The organism is Corynebacterium doosanense CAU 212 = DSM 45436 (assembly GCF_000767055.1).
Lineage (GTDB): Bacteria > Actinomycetota > Actinomycetes > Mycobacteriales > Mycobacteriaceae > Corynebacterium > Corynebacterium doosanense.
In genome coordinates this window covers 1133574-1156308 of the sequence record NZ_CP006764.1, presented here as the reverse complement: position 1 = coordinate 1156308, position 22735 = coordinate 1133574, and the positions used below count along the sequence as shown (strand labels likewise).

The 22735-nt window shown below is 67.8% G+C and carries 18 protein-coding genes and 1 tRNA gene; 7 read left to right on the top strand and 12 right to left on the bottom strand.

Annotated features, from left to right (window positions below; all coding sequences use genetic code 11):
* Positions 1-6 precede the first annotated feature (6 nt).
* The 3 genes from CDOO_RS05695 to argS all read right to left on the bottom strand — a co-directional run bounded on the left by CDOO_RS05695 (position 7) and on the right by argS (position 4399).
* Entirely contained in the window at positions 7-1335 is a 1329-nt protein-coding gene (locus CDOO_RS05695; RefSeq protein WP_020384637.1) for a homoserine dehydrogenase, read from the bottom strand.
* A gap of 82 nt (positions 1336-1417) precedes the next feature.
* Complete coding sequence (lysA, locus tag CDOO_RS05690; RefSeq protein WP_018022205.1) at positions 1418-2746, bottom strand: diaminopimelate decarboxylase; 1329 nt, start codon at positions 2744-2746, stop codon at positions 1418-1420.
* Positions 2747-4399 (bottom strand): arginine--tRNA ligase, encoded by a 1653-nt coding sequence (gene argS / locus CDOO_RS05685; RefSeq protein WP_018022206.1) that lies wholly within the window; start codon positions 4397-4399, stop codon positions 2747-2749. It lies immediately after the preceding gene.
* Between the two features lie 135 nt (positions 4400-4534).
* Between argS and CDOO_RS05680 the strand changes: the two genes are divergently transcribed.
* The 5 genes from CDOO_RS05680 (at position 4535) to CDOO_RS05660 (ending at position 9265) form a co-directional block, all read left to right on the top strand.
* Positions 4535-5320, top strand: a complete 786-nt coding sequence (locus CDOO_RS05680; protein WP_018022207.1) for a (Fe-S)-binding protein — start codon at positions 4535-4537, stop codon at positions 5318-5320.
* On the top strand, positions 5317-6855 hold the full coding sequence (locus CDOO_RS05675; protein WP_018022208.1) for a LutB/LldF family L-lactate oxidation iron-sulfur protein: 1539 nt from the start codon (positions 5317-5319) through the stop codon (positions 6853-6855). Before CDOO_RS05680 ends, CDOO_RS05675 begins: the two co-directional genes overlap by 4 nt.
* Positions 6855-7487 carry a LutC/YkgG family protein gene (locus tag CDOO_RS05670; protein ID WP_018022209.1) on the top strand — a complete coding sequence of 211 codons (633 nt, stop codon included), beginning with the start codon at positions 6855-6857 and terminating at the stop codon, positions 7485-7487. The genes CDOO_RS05675 and CDOO_RS05670 overlap by 1 nt, the downstream gene beginning before the upstream one ends.
* Positions 7488-7554: 67 nt before the next feature.
* Positions 7555-9123: an alpha/beta fold hydrolase gene (locus tag CDOO_RS05665; protein ID WP_018022210.1), complete on the top strand. Its 1569-nt coding sequence runs from the start codon at positions 7555-7557 to the stop codon at positions 9121-9123.
* A 68-nt stretch (positions 9124-9191) separates the two neighbouring features.
* A tRNA-Arg gene (locus tag CDOO_RS05660) sits at positions 9192-9265 on the top strand.
* A 130-nt stretch (positions 9266-9395) separates the two neighbouring features.
* On the opposite strand, the gene CDOO_RS05655 is transcribed toward CDOO_RS05660, so the two are convergent.
* The 3 genes from CDOO_RS05655 to CDOO_RS05645 form a co-directional block, all read right to left on the bottom strand.
* Complete coding sequence (locus tag CDOO_RS05655; RefSeq protein WP_018022211.1) at positions 9396-9821, bottom strand: DUF3995 domain-containing protein; 426 nt, start codon at positions 9819-9821, stop codon at positions 9396-9398.
* Between the two features lie 12 nt (positions 9822-9833).
* Positions 9834-10046 carry a PspC domain-containing protein gene (locus CDOO_RS05650; RefSeq protein ID WP_018022212.1) on the bottom strand — a complete coding sequence of 71 codons (213 nt, stop codon included), beginning with the start codon at positions 10044-10046 and terminating at the stop codon, positions 9834-9836.
* A 107-nt stretch (positions 10047-10153) separates the two neighbouring features.
* Positions 10154-10645 carry a MarR family winged helix-turn-helix transcriptional regulator gene (locus CDOO_RS05645; protein ID WP_018022213.1) on the bottom strand — a complete coding sequence of 164 codons (492 nt, stop codon included), beginning with the start codon at positions 10643-10645 and terminating at the stop codon, positions 10154-10156.
* 168 nt (positions 10646-10813) lie between these two features.
* On the opposite strand from CDOO_RS05645, the gene CDOO_RS05640 reads away from it, so the two are divergent.
* On the top strand, positions 10814-11332 hold the full coding sequence (locus CDOO_RS05640) for a YceI family protein (protein WP_018022214.1): 519 nt from the start codon (positions 10814-10816) through the stop codon (positions 11330-11332).
* Between the two features lie 57 nt (positions 11333-11389).
* Here the strand turns inward: CDOO_RS05640 and CDOO_RS05635 are convergent, their stop codons facing one another.
* From CDOO_RS05635 to CDOO_RS05610, 6 genes are all read right to left on the bottom strand, one after another.
* Complete coding sequence (locus CDOO_RS05635; RefSeq protein WP_018022215.1) at positions 11390-12022, bottom strand: response regulator; 633 nt, start codon at positions 12020-12022, stop codon at positions 11390-11392.
* A complete protein-coding gene (locus CDOO_RS13240) occupies positions 12010-13134 on the bottom strand; it encodes a sensor histidine kinase (protein WP_018022216.1) in 1125 nt (374 codons plus the stop codon). Before CDOO_RS13240 ends, CDOO_RS05635 begins: the two co-directional genes overlap by 13 nt.
* 132 nt (positions 13135-13266) lie before the next feature.
* The gene (locus CDOO_RS05625) at positions 13267-15897 is read right to left on the bottom strand and encodes an AAA family ATPase (protein ID WP_018022217.1); all 2631 of its coding nucleotides are present in this window, start codon (positions 15895-15897) and stop codon (positions 13267-13269) included.
* Between the two features lie 4 nt (positions 15898-15901).
* The gene (locus tag CDOO_RS05620) at positions 15902-17032 is read right to left on the bottom strand and encodes a metallophosphoesterase family protein (protein WP_018022218.1); all 1131 of its coding nucleotides are present in this window, start codon (positions 17030-17032) and stop codon (positions 15902-15904) included.
* Positions 17033-17072: 40 nt separating this feature from the next.
* Complete coding sequence (locus CDOO_RS05615; protein WP_018022219.1) at positions 17073-17879, bottom strand: SWIM zinc finger family protein; 807 nt, start codon at positions 17877-17879, stop codon at positions 17073-17075.
* A 4-nt stretch (positions 17880-17883) separates the two neighbouring features.
* Complete coding sequence (locus CDOO_RS05610; protein WP_018022220.1) at positions 17884-20970, bottom strand: DEAD/DEAH box helicase; 3087 nt, start codon at positions 20968-20970, stop codon at positions 17884-17886.
* A 176-nt stretch (positions 20971-21146) separates the two neighbouring features.
* Between CDOO_RS05610 and putP the strand changes: the two genes are divergently transcribed.
* Positions 21147-22718 (top strand): sodium/proline symporter PutP, encoded by a 1572-nt coding sequence (gene putP / locus CDOO_RS05605; RefSeq protein ID WP_018022221.1) that lies wholly within the window; start codon positions 21147-21149, stop codon positions 22716-22718.
* Positions 22719-22735 lie beyond the last annotated feature (17 nt).

The window sequence follows — 22735 nt, the reverse complement described above, 5'->3', positions numbered from 1 at the left end:
CGCGTCCTAGCCGTCCAGCCGGATGACGCTGGAGACCTTCTGCACGTCCTCGGAGGCCTCGAGCTCGGCCACCATGTCGCGCAGATCGGCCTCGCGGGCCTGGTGCGTGACCACGATGAGGCGGGCGTGGGAGTGCCGCTCCTGCTCCTCCTGGCGCACGGTGCGCAGGGAGATTCCCTTGGCGGAGAAACGCGTCGCGATGTCCGCGAGCACGCCGGTGCGGTCGTTGACCAGCATGTCGATGTGGTAGCGGGTGGGCACGTCGCCGAAGTCGGCCACGGCGAGGTTGGCGTAGGTGCTGTCGCCCGGGGCGCGGCCGCCGTGCACCTTGTTGCGCGCGGCGCCGACGAGGTCGCCGAGCACCGCGGAGGCGGTCGGGTCTCCCCCGGCCCCGTTGCCGTAGAACATCAGCGAACCCGCGGCCTCCGCGTCGACGTAGATGGCGTTGTAGGACTTGCTCACCGAGGCCAGCGGGTGGGAGCTGGGGATCAGGGTGGGGTGCACCCGGGCGGTGACCTGCTCCTCGCCGTCATCGCCGGTGATCTTTTCGCAGATGGCCAGCAGCTTGATGGTGTAGCCCACCTTGGTGGCCGCGTCGATGTCCTCGGCGGTGATCCGGGTGATGCCCTCGCAGTAGACGTCGTCGAAGTTCACCCGGGTGTGGAATCCCAGGGAGGCGAGGATGGCGGCCTTCGACGCGGCGTCGTGGCCCTCGACGTCCGCCGTGGGGTCCGCCTCCGCGTATCCCAGGCGGGTCGCCTCGGCGAGCGCGTCCTCGTAGGTCGCCCCCGTGGAGGTCATGGCATCGAGGATGAAGTTGGTGGTGCCGTTGACGATGCCGAAGATGCGCTCGATGCGGTCGCCGGCGAGCGAGCGGCGCAGCATACCCACCACGGGGATCGCCGCAGCCACGGCGGCCTCGAAGTAGAGGTCCACCCCGGCGTTGTCCGCGGCCTCGGAGAGTGCGTCGGCGTGGGCGGCGACCAGGGCCTTGTTGGCCGTGACCACGGACTTGCCGGCGTTGAGCGCGGCGAGGATGAGCTCGCGCGGGTAGTCGATGCCGCCGATGACCTCGACCACGATGTCGACGTCGTCGCGGTTGACGAGCGAGAGCGCGTCGTCGGTAAGCAGTGCCCGGTCGATGCCGGGACGGTCCTTGCCGAGGTCGGACACGGCGATGCCGCGCAGCTCGACGGGCCCGCCGATGCGGTGGGTGAAGTCGTCGGCGTTCTCGCGCAGCAGGCGCACGACCTCGGTGCCGACGGTTCCCATACCGAGAACGGCGACTCCGACTGGTTTGCCGGCGGGCTGGGTCGTGGTCTCTTGAGCCGTCATCGTGCTGTCCGTTTCTGTCTCGTGGTCTGTTCCGTGGCCTACTATAGACAAAGCTGTCTTGAACGCGACCCGGCACCCCGGCCTAAGCCTCGAGATGCAGCAGATCTTCCACGGTTTCGCGCCGCAGCATGGGGGTGACCTCCCCCGCCCGCACGGAGACCACGGCGGGGCGGGAGAAGAGGTTGTAGTTCGAGGCCATGGCGTAGCCGTAGGCGCCCGTGTTGGCGGTGGCGAAGAGGTCCCCGGTGGTGATGTCGTCCGGGTAGAGCTCGTCATTGATGAGGATGTCGCCGGACTCGCAGTGCGAACCGACGATGCGCGTCGCGGTCTCCACCCCGTCGACGAAGCGGTTGACCACGCGGCCGTCGTATTCCGCCTGGTAGAGCGCGGGGCGGATGTTGTCGCTCATGCCGCCGTCGACGGCGACATAGCGGCGGAACGCGTCGTCGCTGACGGAGATGGTTTTGGTGAAGCCGACCTCGTAGACCGTCACCGTCGAGGGCCCGACGATGGCGCGCCCCGGCTCGACGAGCACGGTGGGCGCCTCGATGCCCATCTCCTCGGCGGTCCGGGAGACCGCACTGAGCAGCTCCCCCGCCACCGAGAGCACGTCGAGGGGACGCTGATCGGCGGTGTAGGCGATTCCGTAGCCGCCGCCGAGGTCCAGCTTCGGGAGCCTGACCCCCAGCTCGTCATGGATGCGTTTGTACAGCCCCAGCACCCGCTCGGCGGCCAGGGAGAACCCGACGGCGTCGAACACCTGGGAGCCGATGTGGCAGTGCAGGCCGATGAGCTCGAGGTTCTCCGCGCGGACCGCGGCCTCGGCGGCGGCCCAGGCGGCCCCGTCGGCGAGCGAGAGGCCGAACTTCTGGTCCTCGTGCGCGGTGGCGATCATCTCGTTGGTGTGCGCCTCCACACCCGGGGTGACCCGGATGAGCACGGGCTGGGCCTTCCCGGCCCCGCGGGCGATGAGATCGAGCAGCTCCAGCTCTCCGTGGTTGTCCAGGACGACGTGACCCACCCCCTCACGGACACACGCCCGCAGGAAGGACGGGGTCTTGTTGTTGCCGTGCGCGGTGATGCGCTCGGCGGGGAACCCGGCGCGCAGGGCCACCGAGAGCTCGTTCTCGGAGGCGACGTCGAGGTTGAGTTCCTCCTCGTCGACCCATCGGGCGATCGTCCGGGTGAGAAAGGCCTTGGACGCGTAATGCACGTTCGCCGGCCCGCCGAAGGCCGCGGCCATGTCGCGGCAGCGGGTGCGGAAATCGTCCTCGTCGACGATGAACACGGGCGTGCCGTATTCCTCGGCGATGTCCGGGAGCGGCACCCCGGCGAGGGTGACCACGCCGTCCTCCTGCCGCGTGGCGTTGCGCGGCCAGACGTGTGGCGGCAGGCCGTTGAAGTCGCTCATCTACATCCTCTCGGGCGCGCTGACGCCGACGAGGCGCAGCGCGTTGGCCAGGACCTGACGCGACGCGCCGGCGAGCGCGAGGCGGCTGGCGTGGATGGGCTCGGCCTGCTCCCCCGCCTTGGGCAGGATCTGGCAGGAATCGTAGAAGCGGTGGAACACGCCGGCGAGCTCCTCGGCGTAGCGGGCCACGCGGTGCGGTTCGCGCAGCTCGGCGGCGGTGCGCACCACGGAGGGGAATTCCCCGAGGGTGCGGATGAGGTCACCCTCGCGCTCGTGGGTGAGCAGCGAGAGGTCGGCGTCGTCCGCCGTGACCCCGGCCTCGCGGGCCTTGCGGTCGATGGAGCACAGCCGGGCGTGGCCGTACTGCACGTAGTAAACGGGGTTGTCGGAACTCTGCGACTCCCACAGCGCCAGGTCGATGTCCAGGGAGGAGTCCACGGACGAGCGCACCAGGGAATACCGCGCACCGTCGATGCCGATCGCCTCGACCAGGTCGTCGAGGGTGATCACGGTGCCGGCGCGCTTGGACATGCGCACGGACTTGCCTTCGCGCAGCAGGTTGACCATCTGTCCGATGAGGACCTCGACCTGGTCGGCGTCGTAGCCCAGCGCCGCGGCGGCGGCCTTGAGGCGGGCAATGTAGCCGTGGTGGTCGGCGCCGAGCATGTAGATAGCCAGGGAGTGGCCGCGGTCGAACTTGTCCGCCACGTAGGCGATGTCGCCGGCGATGTAGGCGGCGTCGCCGTCGGACTTGATCACCACCCGGTCCTTGTCGTCGCCGTAGTCGGTGGAGCGCAGCCACCACGCGCCCTTGGATTCGTAGAGCGCGCCGTCGTTCTTCAGCTTTTCGACGGCCCGTTCCACCGCTCCGGACTCGAACAGCGAGTTCTCGTGGAAGTAGACGTCGAAGTCCACTCCGAACTCGTGCAGGGAGGTGCGGATGTGCTCGAACATCATCTCCACGCCCTCGGCGCGGAAGGTCTCCTGGGTCTCCTCGGGAGAGAGGTCGAGCACTCCCGGCTGCTGCTCCATGACGCGGGCGGCGATCTGGCCGATGTACTCCCCGCCGTATCCGTCCTCGGGGGTGGGCTCGCCCTTGGCGGCCGCGACGAGGGAGCGGGCGAAGCGGTCGATCTGCCCGCCGTGGTCGTTGAAGTAGTACTCGCGGGTGACCTCGGCGCCGTTGGCCTCGAGGACCCGGCCGAGGGAGTCGCCGACGGCGGCCCAGCGGGTTCCGCCGAGGTGGATGGGCCCGGTGGGGTTGGCGGAGACGAACTCGAGGTTCACCTTCTGCCCGGCGTAGAGGTCGGAGCCGCCGAAGTCGTCGCCTGCGGCGAGAATCTTGGCCACGATCTCGCCCTGGGCGGCGGCGGCGAGGCGGATGTTGATGAATCCGGGTCCGGCCACCGAGGCCTCATCGATGGCGTCGTCGGCGGCGAGGGTGTCTACCAGCCAGGTGGCCAGCTCGCGGGGGTTGACGCCGGCCTTCTTGGCCACCTGCATGGCGATGTTGGTGGCGTAGTCGCCGTGTTCCGGGTTGCGCGGGCGTTCGACGGTGGCGGTCTCGGGTAGGACGCTGACGTCGAGATCATGCGCGTCGAGGACGGCGTGCGCGGACTCTCGGATGAGGAAGGCTAGGTCACTGGGGGTCATAGCTCCGGGAGTTTAGCCGCCGCCGCCGATCCTGCCCGCGGGTGGGGCGACCGCGGCCACGAACCCCCATTACGCAACATTAATGTGCGCTAATACCCGCTGGCTAAGGGGCAAAAACAGCAGTAGGGTCGCAGTATGCGACTCGCACTCTTCCCTACTTGTATCGGTGACGCACTGTTCCCCGACGCCTCCAAGGCCACGGCGCTCATCCTGTCCCGCCTCGGCCACGAGGTGGTCTTCCCCGAGGGGCAGTCCTGCTGCGGCCAGATGCACATCAACTCCGGCTATCAGAAGCAGGGTTCGGACATCATCCGCACCTTCGTCGACGCGTTCTCGGACGACTCCATCGACGCCGTCGTCGCCCCCTCCGGCTCCTGCGTGACCACCGTGCGCAGGCACCAGGAGCACGTGGCCGAGCGCTACGGCAACAAGGCGCTGGTGGACGGCACCCGCCGCACCGCCGCGAAGACCTACGAACTCTCCGAGTTCCTCATCGACGTCGAAGGCGTCACCCGCCTGGGCGCCTTCTTTCCCCACCGGGTCGCCTACCACCCGTCCTGCCACGGCCTGCGCATGCTCAAGCTCGGCGACCGGCCGCTGTCCCTGCTACGCGAGGTCGAGGGCATCGAACTGCGGGAGATTCCCAAGAAGGAGGAGTGCTGCGGGTTCGGCGGCACCTTCGCCATCAAGAACGCGGACACCTCCTCGGCCATGGCCGCCGACAAGGCCCGCAACATCGTCGATACGCAGGTGGAATACGTCACCGGCGGCGACTCCTCCTGTCTGATGAACATCTCCGGAGCCCTGTCCCGCCAGCGCGCCGGCGTCCGCGCCGTACATCTGGCGGAGATCCTCGCCTCCACCAAGGACCATCCCTGGTCGCCCAATTCCGCCGCCTACTCCAAGGAGGTCATGCTGTGAGCCCCGTCAACCTGGGTCTGCCCAAACGCCCGCCCTTCGCCCCCGAGCACCCCGGCAACCTGCGCCACGGCACCCAGTCGTTCACCACGGCCGCGAAGTCGGGTCTGAACAACGCCACCCAGCGGCGCAACCTCACCCACGCCACCACCACCATCCGCGCCAAGCGGGACGGGGTGGTCGCGGAGATGGAGGACTGGCAGCAGCTTCGCGACGCCGGCTCCGCCGCCAAACAGGACGTCGCCGCCCGCATGCCCGAGCTGCTGGAGCAGTTCGAGCAGGCGGTCACCGCGCGCGGCGGGCACGTGCACTGGGCCCGCGACGCCGAGGAGGCCGGCCGGATCGTCACCGAGCTCGTTCGTGAGACCGGAGAGACCGAGGTGGTGAAGATCAAGTCGATGGCCACCCAGGAGATCGCCCTCAACGAGCAGCTCGCCGAGGCGGGCATCCATGCCTCGGAGACCGACCTGGCGGAGGTCATCGTGCAGCTCGGCGACGACTTCCCCTCCCACATCGTCGTTCCCGCCATCCACCGCAACCGCGCGGAGATCCGGGACATCTTCCGCAGCCACATGCCGGACACGGACGACTCGCTGACCTCGGATCCGGCGGATCTGGCGGAGGCCGCGCGCAAGTACCTGCGCCACAAGTTCATGACCGCCAAGGTGGCCATCTCGGGCGCGAACTTCGGCGTCGCGGACACCGGCACCATCTCCATCGTGGAGTCCGAGGGCAACGGCCGCATGTGCCTCACGCTGCCGGAGACGCTCATTACCGTCATGGGCATCGAGAAGCTCGTGCCCACCTTCGACGATCTCGAGGTGTTCCTCCAGCTGCTGCCGCGCTCGTCGACGGGCGAGCGGATGAACCCCTACACCTCTCTCTTCGCCGGGGTCACCGAGGACGACGGGCCGCAGAACTTCCACCTGATCCTGCTGGACAACGGCCGCACGGCCGCCCTGTCCAGCGAGGTCGGGCGCGAGGCACTCAAGTGCATCCGCTGCTCCGCGTGCCTCAACGTCTGCCCGGTCTACGAGCGCGCGGGCGGCCACGCCTACGGCTCCGTCTACCCGGGCCCGATCGGCGCGATCCTCACCCCGCAGCTCGCGGGCATGCACGGCGCGGACGACCTCACCGCATCGCTGCCCTTCGCGTCCTCGCTGTGCGGGCGTTGCGACGACGTCTGCCCGGTCAAGATCCCCATCACCGACGCGCTGCTGGACCTGCGACGCGCGAAGATCGAGCAGTTCTCCCCCCAGCCGGAGAAGGCCATGTTCGACGTCGTCGGCGCCGTCATGTCACACCCGAAGCAGTGGAACCGGGTCATGCACCTGGTCGCCTTCGGCCGCATCCTCGGTGGATTCAACGGTGTCATCGACGCCACCCCGCCCCCGCTCTCGGGCTGGACCAAGACCCGCGACGTCGCGGTCCCCCCGAAGAAGTCCTTCCGCCAGTGGTTCGACACCGACGAGGCCCGGGACCTGCTGGCCCATGCCCGCGAGACCGGGATCCCCTCCACCCCGAAGGAGAACAACTGATGCGCTCCGCCAAAGACGAGATCCTCGCGCGTATCCGCAATGCCCAGAAGCTCTCCCACACCCCCGACCGTGTCGAGGTGCCGCGCGAGTACGACCGCACCGGCGGGATCGAGGGCGATGAGCGGATCGCTCTCTTCGTGGAGAACGTCGTGGACTACCGGGCCGAGGTGCACGAGTGCGCGGTCGCCGACCTGCCCGAGTTGCTCGCCTCCGTGCTCCGCGATCGCGAATGCCACACCGTCACGTACGCGCCCGGGCTGGACGCCTCGCTGTTTACCCACACCGACGCCCACTGCCAGCCCGATTCCGCCGACTCCGACCCCCGCCTCCTCAGCGACGTCGACGCCGTGGTCACCGATTCCCACGTCTCCTGCGCCCTGACCGGCACGATCACCCTCGAGGCCGGCGCGCTGAGTGGGCGCCGCGCGCTGACCCTTGTGCCCGACCGCCACATCTGCCTGGTCCACGAGGACAGCATCGTCCACCGCATCCCGGAGATGATGGCGCGCATCAACCCCGACCACCCGTCGACGATGATCTCCGGCCCCTCGGCCACTTCGGACATCGAGCTCAACCGCGTCGAGGGTGTGCACGGTCCCCGCGACCTCATCGTCATCGTCGTCCGGAAGTAGGCGCTGCCGGACACTCCCGGCTGTTCTACCCTGAGGGGTAAGTCGTCGAAAACAAGAGGAGTGATCCGTGAGCGCCTTTCGTCCCACCACCGCCACGCTGGCAGTACTGATCCTCGGCGCCGGGCTACTCGGCCCTGCCCCGAGCGCCACCGCGCAGTCCGACCCTGGCGCCCCGGCGATCTCCTGGGAGCAGTGTCCCGCGCAGGTCACCGTGCCCGCTGCCGAGTGCGGGCGCATCGACGTCCCCATGGAGTACGCGGATCCCACCGGGCCAACCGTCTCGGTGGGTTTCGTGCGGATCCCCGCCGCCGGGCAGTCACGCGGAACGATCTTGGGCAATCCGGGTGGCCCGGGCGGTGACGCCTACGGGTACTTCGGCAACGACCAGGTCTTTTCCTGGCCGGACGCCCTCACCTCGGAGTGGGACCGCGTCGCCGTTCAGCCCCGTGGCCTGCCCGGCTCAACTCCCCTGCAGTGCCCGTCGACGGAGAACGCCGACCCGGTCCGTGGTCAGCTCAGCTCGGGCGCGGTCCTCCGGGAGAGCTGCGACGCCGACATGCCCGGTTACGCCGCGTCGCTGACCACCTCCAACACCGCGGAGGACTGGGAGATGGTGCGCCGCTCCCTCGGCCTGGAGCAGATCTCCATCATGGGCCTGAGCTACGGCACCTTCCTCGGCTCCCTCTACGCCTCCCGCTACCCGCAGCACACCGACCGCGTCGTGCTGGACTCCGCGATGTCACCCTCCCTCGCGTGGGCCGGGATCATGGAGTCCCAGCAGGCCGGCTACGAGCAGGCGCTGCACAATTTCCTCGCGTGGACCGCCGAGCGCAATGACACCTACGGCCTGGGCGACACTCCCCTGGCCGTGTATCAGTCCTGGTCGCGCAGGGTGGTCGAGGAATCGGGCACCAATCCCACCGTCGTCCCGCCCCCGGCCCAGATCGGCGATATTCCCCCGGGGCTCGAGTGGGCCGGGCAGTCGGGGGCACACCTGCTCACGGCCACCGGCAAGACCCGCGTCGAACTCGACGGCATCGTCTCCCGCGCGCAGAATCCCGGCGCAGTTCAGGCCACCTCCCCCACCCTCGGCATGACCCGGGCGCTGTTGCCCCGCCCGACGGCCTGGGACACCCTGGCCAAGATGATCGGCGGAGCGGACGCACCCGGGTCCCCGGAGCTGAGCGAGCAGGAACAGGCGGAGATGGCCGACGCGCAGGCCACGGCCGTTCTCATGCAGAACTCCATCATGTGCAACGAGAACACCGTCGCGGCCAACCCCGCCGACCTGCCCGTCTACGCCTGGTCCGCATTTGTCACCGGTGACCCGTTCACCGTGCCCAACGCGCTGTACACCTCCGGCGCCGGTTGCTCGGGCCTGCAGCCCAACCGCGGCCCGGAGCTTCTCGACGGCTCCTCGCTCGCCACCCGCCCCCTCCAGATCCAGGGCACCGGGGACCCGCAGACCCCCTACCAGTACTCCGGCGAACTGCACCAGCGGATGAACACCCAGCTCGTCACCGTCCATGGCCCCGGTCACGGCCACGTCGCCCTGGGCAACTCCGCGGTTGACGACATCGTGGTGGAGTACCTGCGCACAGGCGTCTCCCCGGCAACGGAAGCCCCGGGCATCTGACCAATTAGTGGCTCACGGGCGGACGGTGTTAGGATTTTGGGCGTTGAAACCGCACGGTTTCAGCTCTCGTCTCCGTAGCTCAGAGGATTAGAGCACTGGTTTCCGGTACCAGGGGTCGCTGGTTCGAATCCAGTCGGGGACACAGAATAAATGCCCTGTGATGATCGCTTCTCGACGATCACCGCAGGGCATTTTCGTGTGCCGTGGACCAGCCACTTTTCTTCTATTACGGCGAGAAAGCTACCGCCCCTGGTACCGACGTCGACGACGCATCAGCGTCCCGGCGCCTGCCGCGCACCCCGATCCGACGGGGCCATCGTCCCGGCGAACAGCGCAATCCCCCAGACCACAAACAGCGGATCCCACCACAGCAGGTGGCCCCAGAGCGCGGTGGGGTCGATTGGGCTGCCCGGCAGCCTGATCGCGGCACCGACCATGGACGCGGCACCCCAGACCACCAGCACGACCGCGCCCGCCCGGTAGATCCACCGGGCGGCCCGCGTGTCCGCAACGAGCGGCACCAGCGCAAACGCCAGCTTCGCCAGCCCCACCAGGAGGATGAGGAGCAGCGCCCCGTCAAAGGCGTCGGCGACGGACCCGACCGTGTTCAGCAGCCACGTGCCCCCGAGCCCCCAATAGACGCTGAAGCCACAGTGGATCACTCCAGCGGCGGCCGCGACGAGATATCCCGTGCGCATGTCAGTCAGCCCCTACCGCGGCATGATCACCCAGGCGGCCAGGTAGAGCAGGATCTGCGGACCGGGGAGCAGCATGGAGGCCACGAATAGCACACGCAGGAGGGTCGAGTTGATGTTGTAGGTCTCACCCACGCCGCCGAGGACGCCGGCGACCCACGTGTCGGTCTCGGAGCGGTGCAGGCGGCGTTCGAGGGCGGGCTCAGTGGAGGGGTTGTGGTAGGTCATTGTCTTCTCGGCTTCCTTCTCGGTTGGTGTTGCTTACACGCTCAATAAAAGCCGAACGGGCGTCCCCGCACATCCGGGGACGCCCTGATCTTTACCCTGAGACCAGGTCAGCTGCACCCGCTGGATCGCCCATGGGCACCCGGCACGTTGTCGGCCGCGAGGACTCCTTCGAGGTAGGTCCGCAGCGCCGACTCCTGCTCCCCCGTCATGTGGTCGAACGCCACCCGGCGCACGGATTCCACGTGTTCCGGGGCGGCGAGCTGCAGGCGTCGCATGCCGTCCTCGGTGATGCCCACCATGACCCCGCGGGCGTCGCCCTCGCTACGGTTTTTCACCACCAGCCCGCGGCGTTCCATCCGGGTGATCTGGTGGGAGGTACGGGAACGGTCCCAGTCGAGCCCGTTGCACAGGTCGCGCAGCCGCAGGCTCCCGTCCTCCGCCTCCGACAGGCTGACGAGGACGGAGAATTCCGACATGGACAGTTCACTGCCCCGCTGGAGGGTTTCGTCGATGACTCGGTCGAGCTTTCGCTGCGCGGCGAGCATGAGCCGCCACAGGGATTGTTCGTCGTCGGTCAGCCAGCGTGGTTCCTCGTTCACAAACCATGACATTACCGAGCAATATGACACATAAACAAACGGCTCATCCCCCGGCGAAGTGCGGGTATACCCCCGTCGATAATTATTTTAACTTTCAAGTTGACGTGTCACCAAAGGCGTGTAGAGTAGGTTCCAGTAACGACGACATCTACTTCACAGGAGACTTTCATGACTGACTACCAGGGCACCTACGAGATCGACCCCACCCACACCCGCATCGGCTTCATCGCCCGCCACGCCATGGTCACCAAGGTGCGCGGCAACTTCGACGAGTGGACCGCAGACGTCCAGGCCGACGGCAAGAACTCCTCCATCAAGGTCGTCATCAAGGCCGACTCCATCAACACGGGCAACGCCGACCGCGACGGCCACACCAAGGGCGAGGACTTCTTCGACGTCGCCAAGTACCCCGAGATTACCTTCGTCGCCACCGACGCCGACGTCGAGAACGGCAAGCTCACCGGCGACCTGACCATCAAGGATGTCACCAAGCCCGTCACCCTCGACGTGGAGATCTTCGGCACCGAGGAAGACCCCTTCGGCAACGTGCGCACCGGCTTCGAGGCCACCACTAAGATCAACCGCAAGGACTTCCACGTCGACTTCCAGGCTCCCCTGAACTCGGGCGGCGTGCTCGTCTCCGAGCAGATCACCATCGAGGTCGAGGGTTCCGCCATCAAGAAGTAGTCCTTCGCTTCTCGACGATCCCCTGCCCCGCCCTCGCGCGGGTCAGGGGATTTTCTGCTACCCGGAGGTGAGGTACGCGACCGCGACCTGCACCCGGTTGGTGGCGCCAAGCTTCTTCATGATGCGTGACACCAGAGTCTTCACCGTCGGCAGCGCCACAAAAATGCGCTCCGCGATCTCCTCGTTGCTCAGGCCCTCGGCGATGAGCGCGGCAACAGTGAACTCCCGATCGGACAGCGTCCCCACCGGCGAGCCCGGATCCCGGGCCACGGTCCTACCCGCCATGGAGACCAGGGTGCCCAGCACCTTCTCGCTCATCGCGGCCTGACCGCGCGCTGCGGTGAGCACCGCGTCCACCAGCTGCTCGGGCGGGGCGGACTTGAGCAGGAAGCCCTTGGCCCCGGCGTCGAACGCGGCCACCACGTCGCCCTCAGAGTCGAAGGAGGTGAGCATGAGCACGGTCGAGTCCCCGCCGATCAGCAGAGCGCCCTCGATCCCGCTGGTGCCGGGCATGCGCAGGTCCATGAGCGCCACATCGGCGCGCAGGGACCGGGCTTTCTCCGCGGCCTCCGCTCCGTCCGCGGCTTCCCCGACGACGCGAATGCCCCGGGTGCCGTCGAGAAGCAGTCGCAGCCCTGAGCGCACCAGCGCCTCGTCGTCGGCGATGACCAGCCTGATCACCTCGTCCACGGAACCTCCAGCTCGAGGGTGAAGTGCGTATCGACGCCCACCTCAAGGCGCCCGCCGGCGGCGCGCGCACGCTCTCGCAGGCCGATGAGTCCGGTGCGGGCCCCCTCGCCGGCCTCCCTGTCGTCGACGGGGTTGGTCACCGTCACCACCATGTCGTCGTCGACCTCCCGCAATTGCACCGTCACCTGCGTGCCCGGGGCGTGTTTGCTGGCGTTGAGCAGGCCTTCGCTGATCGTCCGGTTGATGGTGTGGGCGATGAGGGTGGGTTGCTTCGACACCTCGGCTGCCAGCGTCTCGGACTCCTCATCGATGAGCACGCTGATTCCGGCCCGCCGGGCCTCTGTGATGATCTCCCCTACGGGGCGTGCAGGGTCTGCGCCGGGTTCGTCGCCGTCGCGCAGGACCCGGAGGATGGAACGCAGATCGTCGTTGGCCTGGCGGGCGCTCTCCTGCAGCAGGCTGGCGGCGTTGGTCACCTCAGCGGCGGCCAGGTCGTCGCGGTACGCCAGCGCGCCAGCGTGCAGGGACATGAGGGAGAGCCGGTGAGACAGGGAATCGTGCAGGTCGCGGGCCATGCGAGCGCGTTCCTCGGCACGGACGGTGTGGATCTTGTTCTCGGCATTACGCAGACGCTCGGCAGCTGATTCCCGGTGCTCGCGGCGGCGGCCGATCCAGAGTCCCAAGGCTACACAGGCCGCCAGCACGGCCACCAACGCGAGGGCGTTTTCTCCCAGATCGTCCAGGGACGGATCCAGGGCCCAGTCCAGCGCGGTCGGCACGACCGTCAGCACGAGGGCAATGGCCGCCTCCCGCCACCGCAGCCGGGAGAGCACCCCGACGAGGGTGAGCAGCGAGGGAACGATCATCAGGGAGGAGAATCCCAGGGCCATGACGAGATAGTCGAGCACCTGGACCCGGTCCCGCCGGGTGCGGAAGACCTGGACCGCGTAGAGAATCAGCCCGATCAGCCCGCCGCTGATCTGCCATGCGAGGTAACGGTTGACCTCCGGGCTGTACTGGTCGACGGTGGTGTTCTCGAAGCCTGGGCCGAGGACGTACTCGAGGGTGGCCCCGAGGGTCACCAGACCAGCAAGGACACTGGCTGCGAGCATGAGGATGGATTGTACTGGGGTGAACCACTTCTGTGGTGTTGGCGTTGTCATGTTCCTGACGTTATGGGTCCCCGGGACGGCGAATTGTCATCCGAAAGTACCGATCTCCTTCCGGGCTGTCCTACTTTCGCCCTACCGCGCGCCCTTGAGCTGGGTGATCGAGTATTCCGTCTTGGGATTGACCCAGTCGAAGCGCTGCGGGAAACACGTCAGCACAATGACCTGGGTTTCCTTGCCCATCTGACTGAACAGCTGTCCCATCCGCTGCAGCCTCCGCGGATCCGTGGAACCCAGCGCGTCATCGACGATCACCGGCACCCCGACCTGGCCAGTACCCTCACCGGAGATCAACGAGGCGATGGCGAATCGGGTGAGGATGGCCAGCTGCTCTTTCGCGCCGCCCGACAGCGAGGCGAGCGGCACCGTCGCTCCCCCGACAGTGCGGTCACGGATGGTGAGGTTTTCCGTGAGGTCGAAGGCGACGTCCGGGCCGAACACGGTCTTGGCCAGGCTGGTGAGTTCATCCACGAACGGCTGGGCGTACCGGGCCCGGGCCTGGTCGCGGTGGCGGCGGAGGACCTCCCGCAGCCGGGCGGCGGCGTTGGCCTTGCGTTCCAGGCTGGCGAGCTGGCGCCTCATCGCCTCGTCGTCCGATCGTGCCAACTCCACTCGCTCGGCCGCGCCGGCTGCCTGGGTGATGTACCCGTCGAGACGCGCCAGCTCGACCTCGGCCTTCTTGATCCGTGCGGTGAGCGAGTCCACCCGGGCGAGGGTGGCGTCGACTGCGGCCTCCTTGCCTGACGGGTCGGCCTGCGCCACCTCGACCTCAGCGACGCGCAACTTCTCCTCGGCGGTGGCCAGCTGCTCGTCGGCCTCCTTGAGCTGGGCGGTCAGCTCTTCCTTCGGCTGACCCTCCTCCAGGGCGGCCAGCTTTCCGGCGACGATGACGGCACGCTCTGCGGTGTTGTCGTGATCGGCCTGCACACGAACGAGGTCACGCTCGGCGCCCGCGTCGCGCCACGTGCTCAACGAGCCCTCGGCCTTGTCCACTTCCTGGTCTGCGTCGTCCCGCGCAGTCTCCGCTGCGAGGACTTCGGCGCGGGCCGCACTCAGATCGCTGTCGGGGATGTCGGTGTCCTGCAACAGCTCGGCCAGGTTGGCCGCGCGGGCGCGGATGTCGTCCGCAGAGCGGCCGGCCAGCAGATCCGTGCGCTGTTCCACCAGCCGGGCCATGCCCTGCTCGGTCGAACGGGCCTCCTCACGCAGCTGTCGCACCTGATCCAGGTCCGCACAGCCCAGCTCGGCGAGCTGGTCGGCGAGCGCAGCCTCGGCGCGCTCGACCGTCTCGTCCGCGGAGGCGTCCGTCGAGTTGCCGGCGTGATACGTCGCCGTCACCTCGCCGATGGTCAGCTCGGTGCCCTCGCGCATGTCCACACGCAGGGACTGCCCGACCGTGGCCGGTTCGCCGTTGACCGAGACCGTGGCTTCTCCAGCGGAGGTCAGCTCCAGGTGGGGCACCGCCATGTCGCGGAAGCGGCGGGCCACCTCGACCTCCTGCACCGCCTGCTCTACCGCACGGACATCCCGGTCCGTGACCTGCTTACCAGCCGCCCGCGCCCGCACCGAGGCTATGTTCTCATCGAGCGCGTCCAGCTTCTCCACGACCCCGGCCAGCTCATCGCGGGCGGCAGCGTTCTCCAGAACCTCCAACATCTTCCGGGCGGCCTTCACACTGTCGACGGCTGCTGCGCGGCGCTGCTTGGCCTCCTCCCACAGCTTCCCGAGCGTGGCCACCTGCGCCGCCTGCTGCTCCGCCTTCTCCTTGGCCTGGGTCAGGCGGGTGGCCAGAGCGGCCTCGGCCGAGGAGAGCTCGGCTGCCTCCTCCTCGAGCTCGGAACGCTCAGCGAGCTGTCGCTGGGCCGCCGTCACCGCCTGCCTGACCCGCTCGACCTCCCCGCGTACGACCGCAGCGCCCGACTCCGCCTGGCGCGCTGCGACGAGAGCCGCCTCGGCTTCTTCCAGTTGCTCCCTGGCCGCCGGGAGGTCCGCTACGTCTCCGTCACGGGACTGCTCAAGGCGGTCCACCTGGTCCACGTAGGACTGCAGATCCCGAAGCTGCTTCTCGGCGTCCGCCAGTTCTTCGGCGGCCTTGTCCCGGTCCCGGCGCGAGTTGATCAGCGCCTTGTTCTCCTTGCCGGTGTTGGTGAAGAAACGGCCGTATTCCTTCTCCACGGCGGCCATGAGCGCGTCATCCTCGGTCGCGTCGACGGCTTCCTCCCCCTGCTCCCCCGCCAGCGCACGCTGCAGGGAGGGGATGCCGGCCGCCTTCACTGCCTCAGCGAAAGTGCCCTGGCGCAGGAACAGAGCCTCTATCAGGTTCTTGTCCAGGTGCTCGCCGAGGATCTCCTCCAGCTTGAGGTCCGCCTCCGCGCCGGTGTAGTTCCCCCGGCTCGGGGCGTGGACGGTGAGCTCCGCCGACTTCTTCTTCAGCCAGCGCTTGCGGATGGTCAACTCCACCGGGCCCACGCTCAACCGCGCGGTGACCTCGGGCGCCTCGTCGCGGTGCACCGGGGCGAGCTGCTTGACCTCCCCCTTGCCGGAGCTGTGCCGGTGGTTGAGGACCGCGTCCAGGGCATCCAGAATGGTGGATTTTCCCTGCTCGTTGTCGCCGTGCACGACGACCACGCCGGTGTCGGGCAGGCCCGTGATCTCCAGGTGCTCGATCGCCCGGACGTTGTCGATGGTCAGTGAGTGGATGCGCATGGTGTCAGGACTCCTTGGCCAGGCGGAACATGAGGTTCACCGCGTCGCGGGCGATGGGGTCGTCGGGGTCGTCGAAGAGCTCCGCCAGGGCACCCTGGGCAACCCCGCCGACGGAGAGGTGTTCGATCTCGTCGTCGCCGGGTTCGAGGTGCAGATCCATGAGGCGTTCACGCTCGTAGAGTGCGGCGAAGACGGGGCGGCGGGCGTCGATGCCCTGCTCGAGGTTCTGCGTGTCGGTGAGCGTGAGGGTGCCGGACAGCGCGTACTTGATCACCGTGCGTTCCTTCTCGGGGTAGGCGTCGAGGCGGGCGAGGAAGTCCTCGACATCCTCCGCGCAGTAGAGATCCGCGGACAGAGAGGCAAACATCCACTGGCCCACGGAGTGTTTCTCCACCTCCACCTCGCTGGTCAGGCCTTCCTTCACCACCGTCACCACCAGCGCATTGCCGGAATCGTTCTCCCCGCCCCCGGACTGCTCCGCGAAGTCGGTGGTCTCCGGCGCCCCGGAGAACCACACCCTGCCGGTGCTGCTCAGCGACGCCGTGGAGTGGGTGTCCCCCATCGCGAGGTAGTCGAGGGTGCCGACGGCAAGTTTCTCCTCCACGTACGCCAGGTCGATGAGCCCGGCGACGGCGTCACTCGAGCGGGATTCGATCTGCCCGTGCGCGAGCCCGATGCGGATCGCGTCGGTGGGCACAAGCGGCTCGAGCGCCACCCGCACCAGGTCGCCGACGGGGAACTTCGAGCGCCACGGGGCGCCGACGATCTCCACACCCTCGGACACCGGGACGGGCTCCGTCGACGTCACCACATGTACACCCTCGACGCCCTCGGTGCGGCGGAAGATGTTGTCCGCCACGAGCGGGTCATGGTTGCCGGGGAGCAGGTACACGGGCACGGGTAGGGCGCGCAGCGCCTCCAACGCCCGGCCGATGACCCGCTCGCTCAGGGAGTTGTGTTCGAACACGTCGCCGGCGACGACGATGAACTCGGAACCGGTCTCGGTGGCCAGCTCACCCAGGCGCCGGATGGCGGCCAGGCGGGAGTCGTCGAAGAGGGGCTGGTCCAGGCCGAGGAACCACCGGGTCATGCCTATCTGCAGGTCAGAGGTGTGGATGAATCGCACTCGTGTCATGGCTCCACTTTCTATCAGACGCCCCGGACACCCGCCCGGCTCAGCGGGTCAGGTGGTCGTACAGGTCTTCGATATCGGACACGGCCCGCAGCTGGTCGATGTTGGTGAAGGAGATGGACCGCATGGCCTTGTGCAGGATGTCCAGGTCCGAATCCTCCAACGCCGGGGCGAGCTTGGGCCGGGGCAGGTCGGGCAGCTCCCGCCCGCTCCAGAACTTGTCGCTGCCGTCCTCCGTGGACTCCGCCGAGACGATCTGCGCCTGGTCGAGCACCGCGCTCTCCAGGGAGTCCAGGGTCAGGCCACGCAGCTGGAAGGCGAGCGAGGGGTCGGCGTCGATCTTGGCGGCCAGCCGGTCGACCACGGCGATGGTGTGTTTGCAGATCAGCTGCGGGTCGGGGCAGTCGCAGCCGAAACGGATGTCGTCGGGGGCCTCGCCGAAGATGAGGTCGAGCACGCGGTCGTCGATACGCCCCAGCCGAGCGCGGGACATGCCGTTGGTGGTGCGCGCGAGGATCTCGGAGATCTCCCCGATCTCATCCGCGGTGCGGTACGGGAGGATGACGGAGACGGTGAAGGGCTCGTTCTGCGAGCCGGCCACGCGGCCGTGGGCGGCGCCGTTGCGCACCGAGAGGTCGACGACGTTGCCGGCCTGCGCGTACTGGCGCCCGCGGGTCACCCTGCCCTGATCCGTTCGCGTCGTAGCCGCGTTCCACAGCCGGTGCGCCGCCGGGGACAGTCGGGCGGCCAGGGGTCGCTCGGGGATCTCGGACGCCCGGGACACCCGCGTGCGGGCCCCGAAGTTGGCGTAGATGACGTTGTCTTCGCTCGGGCGGTTCTTCTCTGCCATGTTGTCAGCTCTCCCTCTCCCGGTAACTCATGAGCTGGGCGAGCTGCTCCGGATCGAGCTCGGTGATCCAGCCCTCCCCCTCGCCGACGACGGCACCCGCCAGCTGTGTCTTGCCGTCGAGAATGTCCTGGATGCTCTCCTCCAGTGTGCCCGCGGTGATCATCTTGTACACCGCGACGTTGCGGTGCTGCCCGATGCGGAACGCCCGGTCGGTGGCCTGATTCTCCACGGCCGGGTTCCACCACCGGTCCATGTGCACGACCATCGACGCCGCCGTGAGGTTCAGGCCCGTGCCACCCGCCTTGAGCGAGAGGATCATCGCCCGCGGCCCGTCCGTGGCCTGGAACCGGTCCACCATGGCGTCGCGATTGGTCTTGCTCACCCCGCCGTGGAGGAAGGGGATGTCCTCGCCGAGTCGTTCGGAAAGATACGGCCTGATGATGTCGCCGAACGCCCGGTACTGCGTGAAGATGAGCATGCGCTGATCGGTCTCCACGGCGACGTCGATGAGCCGCATGAGTTCCTGCACCTTGCCCGAGCGGTGTCTCCCCCGCAGAACCACACCGGAGCCGTCGCCGAGGAAGTGCGCCGGGTGGTTGCAGATCTGTTTGATGCGCGTGATGGTGGCCAGCACCAGCCCGCGCCGCGCCATCCCCTGGCGCTCCTCCAGCTCCTTCTGCACGGAATCGGTCAGCGCCTTGTACAGCGCGGCCTGCTCAGAGGTCATCTGCACGGTGATGATCTGTTCGGTCTTGTCCGGCAGGTCGTCGATGATCGAGGAGTCGGTCTTCAACCTGCGCAGGATGAACGGGGCGGTGAGCCGGCGCAGTCGTTCCGACATCTCCTCGTCCTGCTCGCGCTCGATGGCCTTGGCGAAGTGGTTGCGGAAGAAGCTCGTCGACCCGAGCACCCCCGGATTGACGAAGTCCAGGATGGACCGCATCTCACTCAGCCGGTTCTCCACCGGCGTGCCGGTGAGCGCGAGGCGATGCCGCGAACGGAGTGCACGGACGCTTTTCGACGCCCGGGTCGACGAGTTCTTGATCGCCTGCGCCTCGTCGAGCACCACATGGTCCCACAGCGTCTCCGCGAGTTCCTTGTGGTCACGACCGACCACGCCGTAGGAGGTGATCACCAGGTCGGCGTCGCCGATGGCCTCGGCGAGTTCCTCCCCGTGCAGGCGCTCCACCCCGTGCTGCACCACGGTGCGCAGGCCGGGCGTGAACTTGGCGGCCTCGCGCGCCCAGTTGCCCACCACGCTGGTGGGGGCGACCACGAGGGTGGGGCCGGTGGATTCGCCGCGGGCGTGTTCGACGGCGAGCAGAGTGAGCAGCTGCAACGTCTTGCCCAGGCCCATGTCGTCGGCGAGCACCGCACCCAGGTTGTTGCGCGACATCCAGTACAGCCAGTCCACGCCGCGCCGCTGGTAGGGGCGCAGGTCAGCGTGCACGGTGTCGGGGATGTCCAGGCGCTCGGGCGCGGGGGTCTGCGCGCCGCCGAGGAGGCTGGCGTGCCACGTCGAACCGACGAACTCGATGGGTTCCTCGGCCATGGACTCCAGCGCCAGCTCGCGCAGCTCGGCGAGCGTGACCTCGCCGAAATGGGCGAACTCGTTGTTGAACTCCTCCCGGAGGTTCTCCACCTCGGCGAGGAGCTGCTGCCACCCGGGTTCGTCGTTGGCGCGGGCGAGCTCCGCCGCCTTGGTCATCGCGTCGAGCTTCGCCCGCTGGCGCTTGCGGGAGGACTCGGTGAGCCTATCCATGTAGTTCTGGACCTTGCCCAGGGACGAGGTGTCCGCGAGCACCCACTCGCCGCGCAGGCGGATCAGGCCGGACTTGGAGGTGACCAGCTCGGCCATCTCCTCGTCCGTGAGCTCGGTGTCGCCGACGGAGAGCCGCCAGTTGTACTCCACCAGCTGGTCCATACCGATGTGCGACTGCGTGGCGGCGACCGCCGGGTCACGGGCCTCGGAGGTGACCAGCTTGGCCGAGGTCTCCGCGGTGGACCACGCCTTGGGCAGCATGACGGTGAAGCCGTTCGACCTCAGCTTCGGCGCGTCCTTGCCGATGAACGTGACGATGTCATCGGTGTTGAGGTACACGTCCCAGTCGCCCTCGTACTGGGGGTTTCCCCGCCGGTAGTTGGTCGCGCCCATGGGGTGCAGGTGATGATCCACCAGGCTGGTCAGCTCCACTGCCTTGCGCTGCTCCGCACGCAGGGTCTCGATGCTGCCGCGATCCAGTTCGGCCAGACGAACCGGTTTGGGGGCGTCCGTGCCGGAACGCACCTGCACCCGCACGGGCCAGGTGGCGTCCTGCGGGTCGGAGCTGTCCTCGTCCGCCGGGGGCTGTTCGATGATGAACACCAGCTGCAGATCCACCGCGGTGATGGACCCCCGCCACTCGTTGAGCGCGCGCAGAAGGCCCGCTCCCCCGCGCCGCAGCGGATGGCCGGTGAGCAGGGAGTCCGCAAAGTCGTGCCACGGGTACGGCCGGGGTTTGTCCCGCAGATCAGCCAGCTCGGCGGAGGCGATGAAGTGGGTGAGCGTGTCGCTGAGATCCTCGGTGAGGTTGCGGTTGTTGATACTGAGTATGCCGGGCGCGGCGGAGATCATCTCCGCCACCCAGCCGCGCTCACCGAGGCCGGTGGCCAGCTGCCACTGCGGCCACCAGGCGGAGTCCTCGTACGCCATGCGGATGGTCACCCGGCCGGCCTTGATGAACCTGCTCAGGCCGGTGTACATCCGGATGAGCCAGTAGAGGTCCGGGGCGATGGACTCGCGCTGGGAGGCGGTCGCCGCGGGCGAGGGGTTGTCTAGGAAGGAGAGGATGCTCAGCCATTCCACGGTCTTGCCCGGTGCCAGGGCCGCGGTGGGGATGGTGAGTTCCACGGCTTTGCCCTTGGGGGTCTGCAGCGTCACTCGCGCCCGGTGCCGGAACATGGAGTCCTCCAGCAGCCCCTCCACCACCGGGGGGAAGGTGCCCTTGGGTACCGCGGACGGCAGGACAATGCGGTGCCCCGCGATCTGTTCCACCCACAGGTTGAGACCGGACCCGGGCAACCAGAGTCCGTGCAGGAGGAAAGAAGGCATAGGGATAGTTCTACCATTCTCGGCGTTAATCGCCCGGCCCGCCTGTGGATAGCTGTCGGGCGGCTGCACAAAAGCACTATCCCCCGGGAATGTTCAACATTTTCAATGTGAGCTGTACCATAAGCACAGTTTGAATTGTCCGATCTCTCTCCTTAGTCTCCTTGAAGGAATTTTCCATGCAGGAATCCACGTGGTTCATCATTGCGATCGTCTTGTACCTGGGCGTCATGCTCGGCATCGGTTTGTGGAGCTACCGCAAGACCGACGGTTATGAAGACTTCTCCCTCGGCAACCGCGGCCTCCCCCCGTTCGTCGCCGCACTGTCCGCCGGCGCCTCCGACATGTCGGGCTGGCTGCTCATGGGCCTGCCCGGCGCCCTCTTCGTCGTGGGCCTGGCCGAGGCGTGGATCGCCATCGGCCTGACCATCGGTGCCTGGGCCAACTGGAAGTGGGTCGCCCCCCGCCTGCGCTCCTACTCGGAGATCGCCGGCAACTCCATCACCATCCCGAGCTTCTTCGAGAACCGTCTGAAGGACAAGTCCCACGCGCTGCGCATCGTCGCCGCCGTGATCATCATCTTCTTCTTCACCTTCTACGTCGCCTCCGGCATGGTCTCGGGCGGGCGTTACTTCGAGGCCACCTTCGAGGGCAACTACATGACCGGCATGCTCATCGTCGCCGGCGTGACCATCCTCTACACCTTCTTCGGCGGCTTCCTCGCCGTCTCCTACACCGACGTCGTCCAGGGCATGCTCATGTTCTTCGCCCTGATCATCGTGCCCACCATGGCGATCATCTCCCTGGACAATCCCATGGACATCTTCTCCTTCCCGCTGGACAACGCCTACGGCCCGCACCCCGACGGCAACCCCACGTTCTTCAACCTCATCGCCGGTGTCTCCTTCGCCGCCATCGTGGGCAACCTCGCCTGGGGCCTGGGGTACTTCGGCCAGCCGCACGTCATCGTGCGTTTCCTGGCGCTGCGCTCCCCCAAAGACGCCCGCATGGGCCGCTTCTGGGGCATCTCCTGGATGGTGCTCTCCATGATCGGCGCGGTCTTCGTGGCCATGGCCGCCACGGCCTTCTTCGCGCAGAACCCGGACATCACCATCACGGACCAGGAGAACTTCGAGACGATCTTCCTCGACATGACCCGCATTCTCTTCCACCCGCTGCTCGCCGGCATCATCCTCACCGCCGTGCTCGCCGCGATCATGTCGACCATGTCCTCGCAGATGCTCGTCGTCTCCTCCTCCCTCATCGAGGACCTCTACCGCATCTTCGCCCGTAAGGCCCCCAGCGAGCGGGCACTGCTGCTGCTCTCGCGCTTCGCCGTCCTGGGCGTCGCCATCCTCGCGCTGCTCATGTCGATCAACCCGAACGACTCGATCCTCGGACTCGTTGCCTTCGCCTGGGCCGGTTTCGGATCCGCCTTCGGCCCGCTCGTGCTCACCTCGCTGTACTGGAAGCGCCTCACCACCGCCGGCGCCCTGGCCGGCATGATCACCGGCGCGGTCGTCTCCACCGTCTGGAACCTCACAGGCCTGGGCGATGTCATCTACGAGATGGTCCCGGGCTTCCTCTCCGCCCTGGTCGCGCTCGTGGTGGTCTCGCTCATGACCAAGGAGCCGGAGGAGGCCGTGCGCATCGAGTTCGACAAGGCACGCCGTCTCTCCAACGCCGCCTCGGTCGACGAGGACGTCGACTTCCACACCGAGGCCCAGCGCATCGGAACCGCCGAGGCCTGAGCCCCGTCTAAGGCTGT

What these genes read in the sequence shown, in the direction of transcription:
- CDOO_RS05695 (WP_020384637.1), bottom strand. Translation starts at nt 1,335, where the DNA reads ATGACGGCTCAAGAGACCACGACCCAGCCCGCCGGCAAACCAGTCGGA.
- lysA (WP_018022205.1), bottom strand. Translation starts at nt 2,746, where the DNA reads ATGAGCGACTTCAACGGCCTGCCGCCACACGTCTGGCCGCGCAACGCC.
- argS (WP_018022206.1), bottom strand. Translation starts at nt 4,399, where the DNA reads ATGACCCCCAGTGACCTAGCCTTCCTCATCCGAGAGTCCGCGCACGCC.
- CDOO_RS05680 (WP_018022207.1), top strand. Translation starts at nt 4,535, where the DNA reads ATGCGACTCGCACTCTTCCCTACTTGTATCGGTGACGCACTGTTCCCC.
- CDOO_RS05670 (WP_018022209.1), top strand. Translation starts at nt 6,855, where the DNA reads ATGCGCTCCGCCAAAGACGAGATCCTCGCGCGTATCCGCAATGCCCAG.
- CDOO_RS05655 (WP_018022211.1), bottom strand. Translation starts at nt 9,821, where the DNA reads ATGCGCACGGGATATCTCGTCGCGGCCGCCGCTGGAGTGATCCACTGT.
- CDOO_RS05650 (WP_018022212.1), bottom strand. Translation starts at nt 10,046, where the DNA reads ATGACCTACCACAACCCCTCCACTGAGCCCGCCCTCGAACGCCGCCTG.
- CDOO_RS05640 (WP_018022214.1), top strand. Translation starts at nt 10,814, where the DNA reads ATGACTGACTACCAGGGCACCTACGAGATCGACCCCACCCACACCCGC.
- CDOO_RS13240 (WP_018022216.1), bottom strand. Translation starts at nt 13,134, where the DNA reads ATGCTCGCAGCCAGTGTCCTTGCTGGTCTGGTGACCCTCGGGGCCACC.
- CDOO_RS05625 (WP_018022217.1), bottom strand. Translation starts at nt 15,897, where the DNA reads ATGCGCATCCACTCACTGACCATCGACAACGTCCGGGCGATCGAGCAC.
- CDOO_RS05620 (WP_018022218.1), bottom strand. Translation starts at nt 17,032, where the DNA reads ATGACACGAGTGCGATTCATCCACACCTCTGACCTGCAGATAGGCATG.
- CDOO_RS05615 (WP_018022219.1), bottom strand. Translation starts at nt 17,879, where the DNA reads ATGGCAGAGAAGAACCGCCCGAGCGAAGACAACGTCATCTACGCCAAC.
- CDOO_RS05610 (WP_018022220.1), bottom strand. Translation starts at nt 20,970, where the DNA reads ATGCCTTCTTTCCTCCTGCACGGACTCTGGTTGCCCGGGTCCGGTCTC.
- putP (WP_018022221.1), top strand. Translation starts at nt 21,147, where the DNA reads ATGCAGGAATCCACGTGGTTCATCATTGCGATCGTCTTGTACCTGGGC.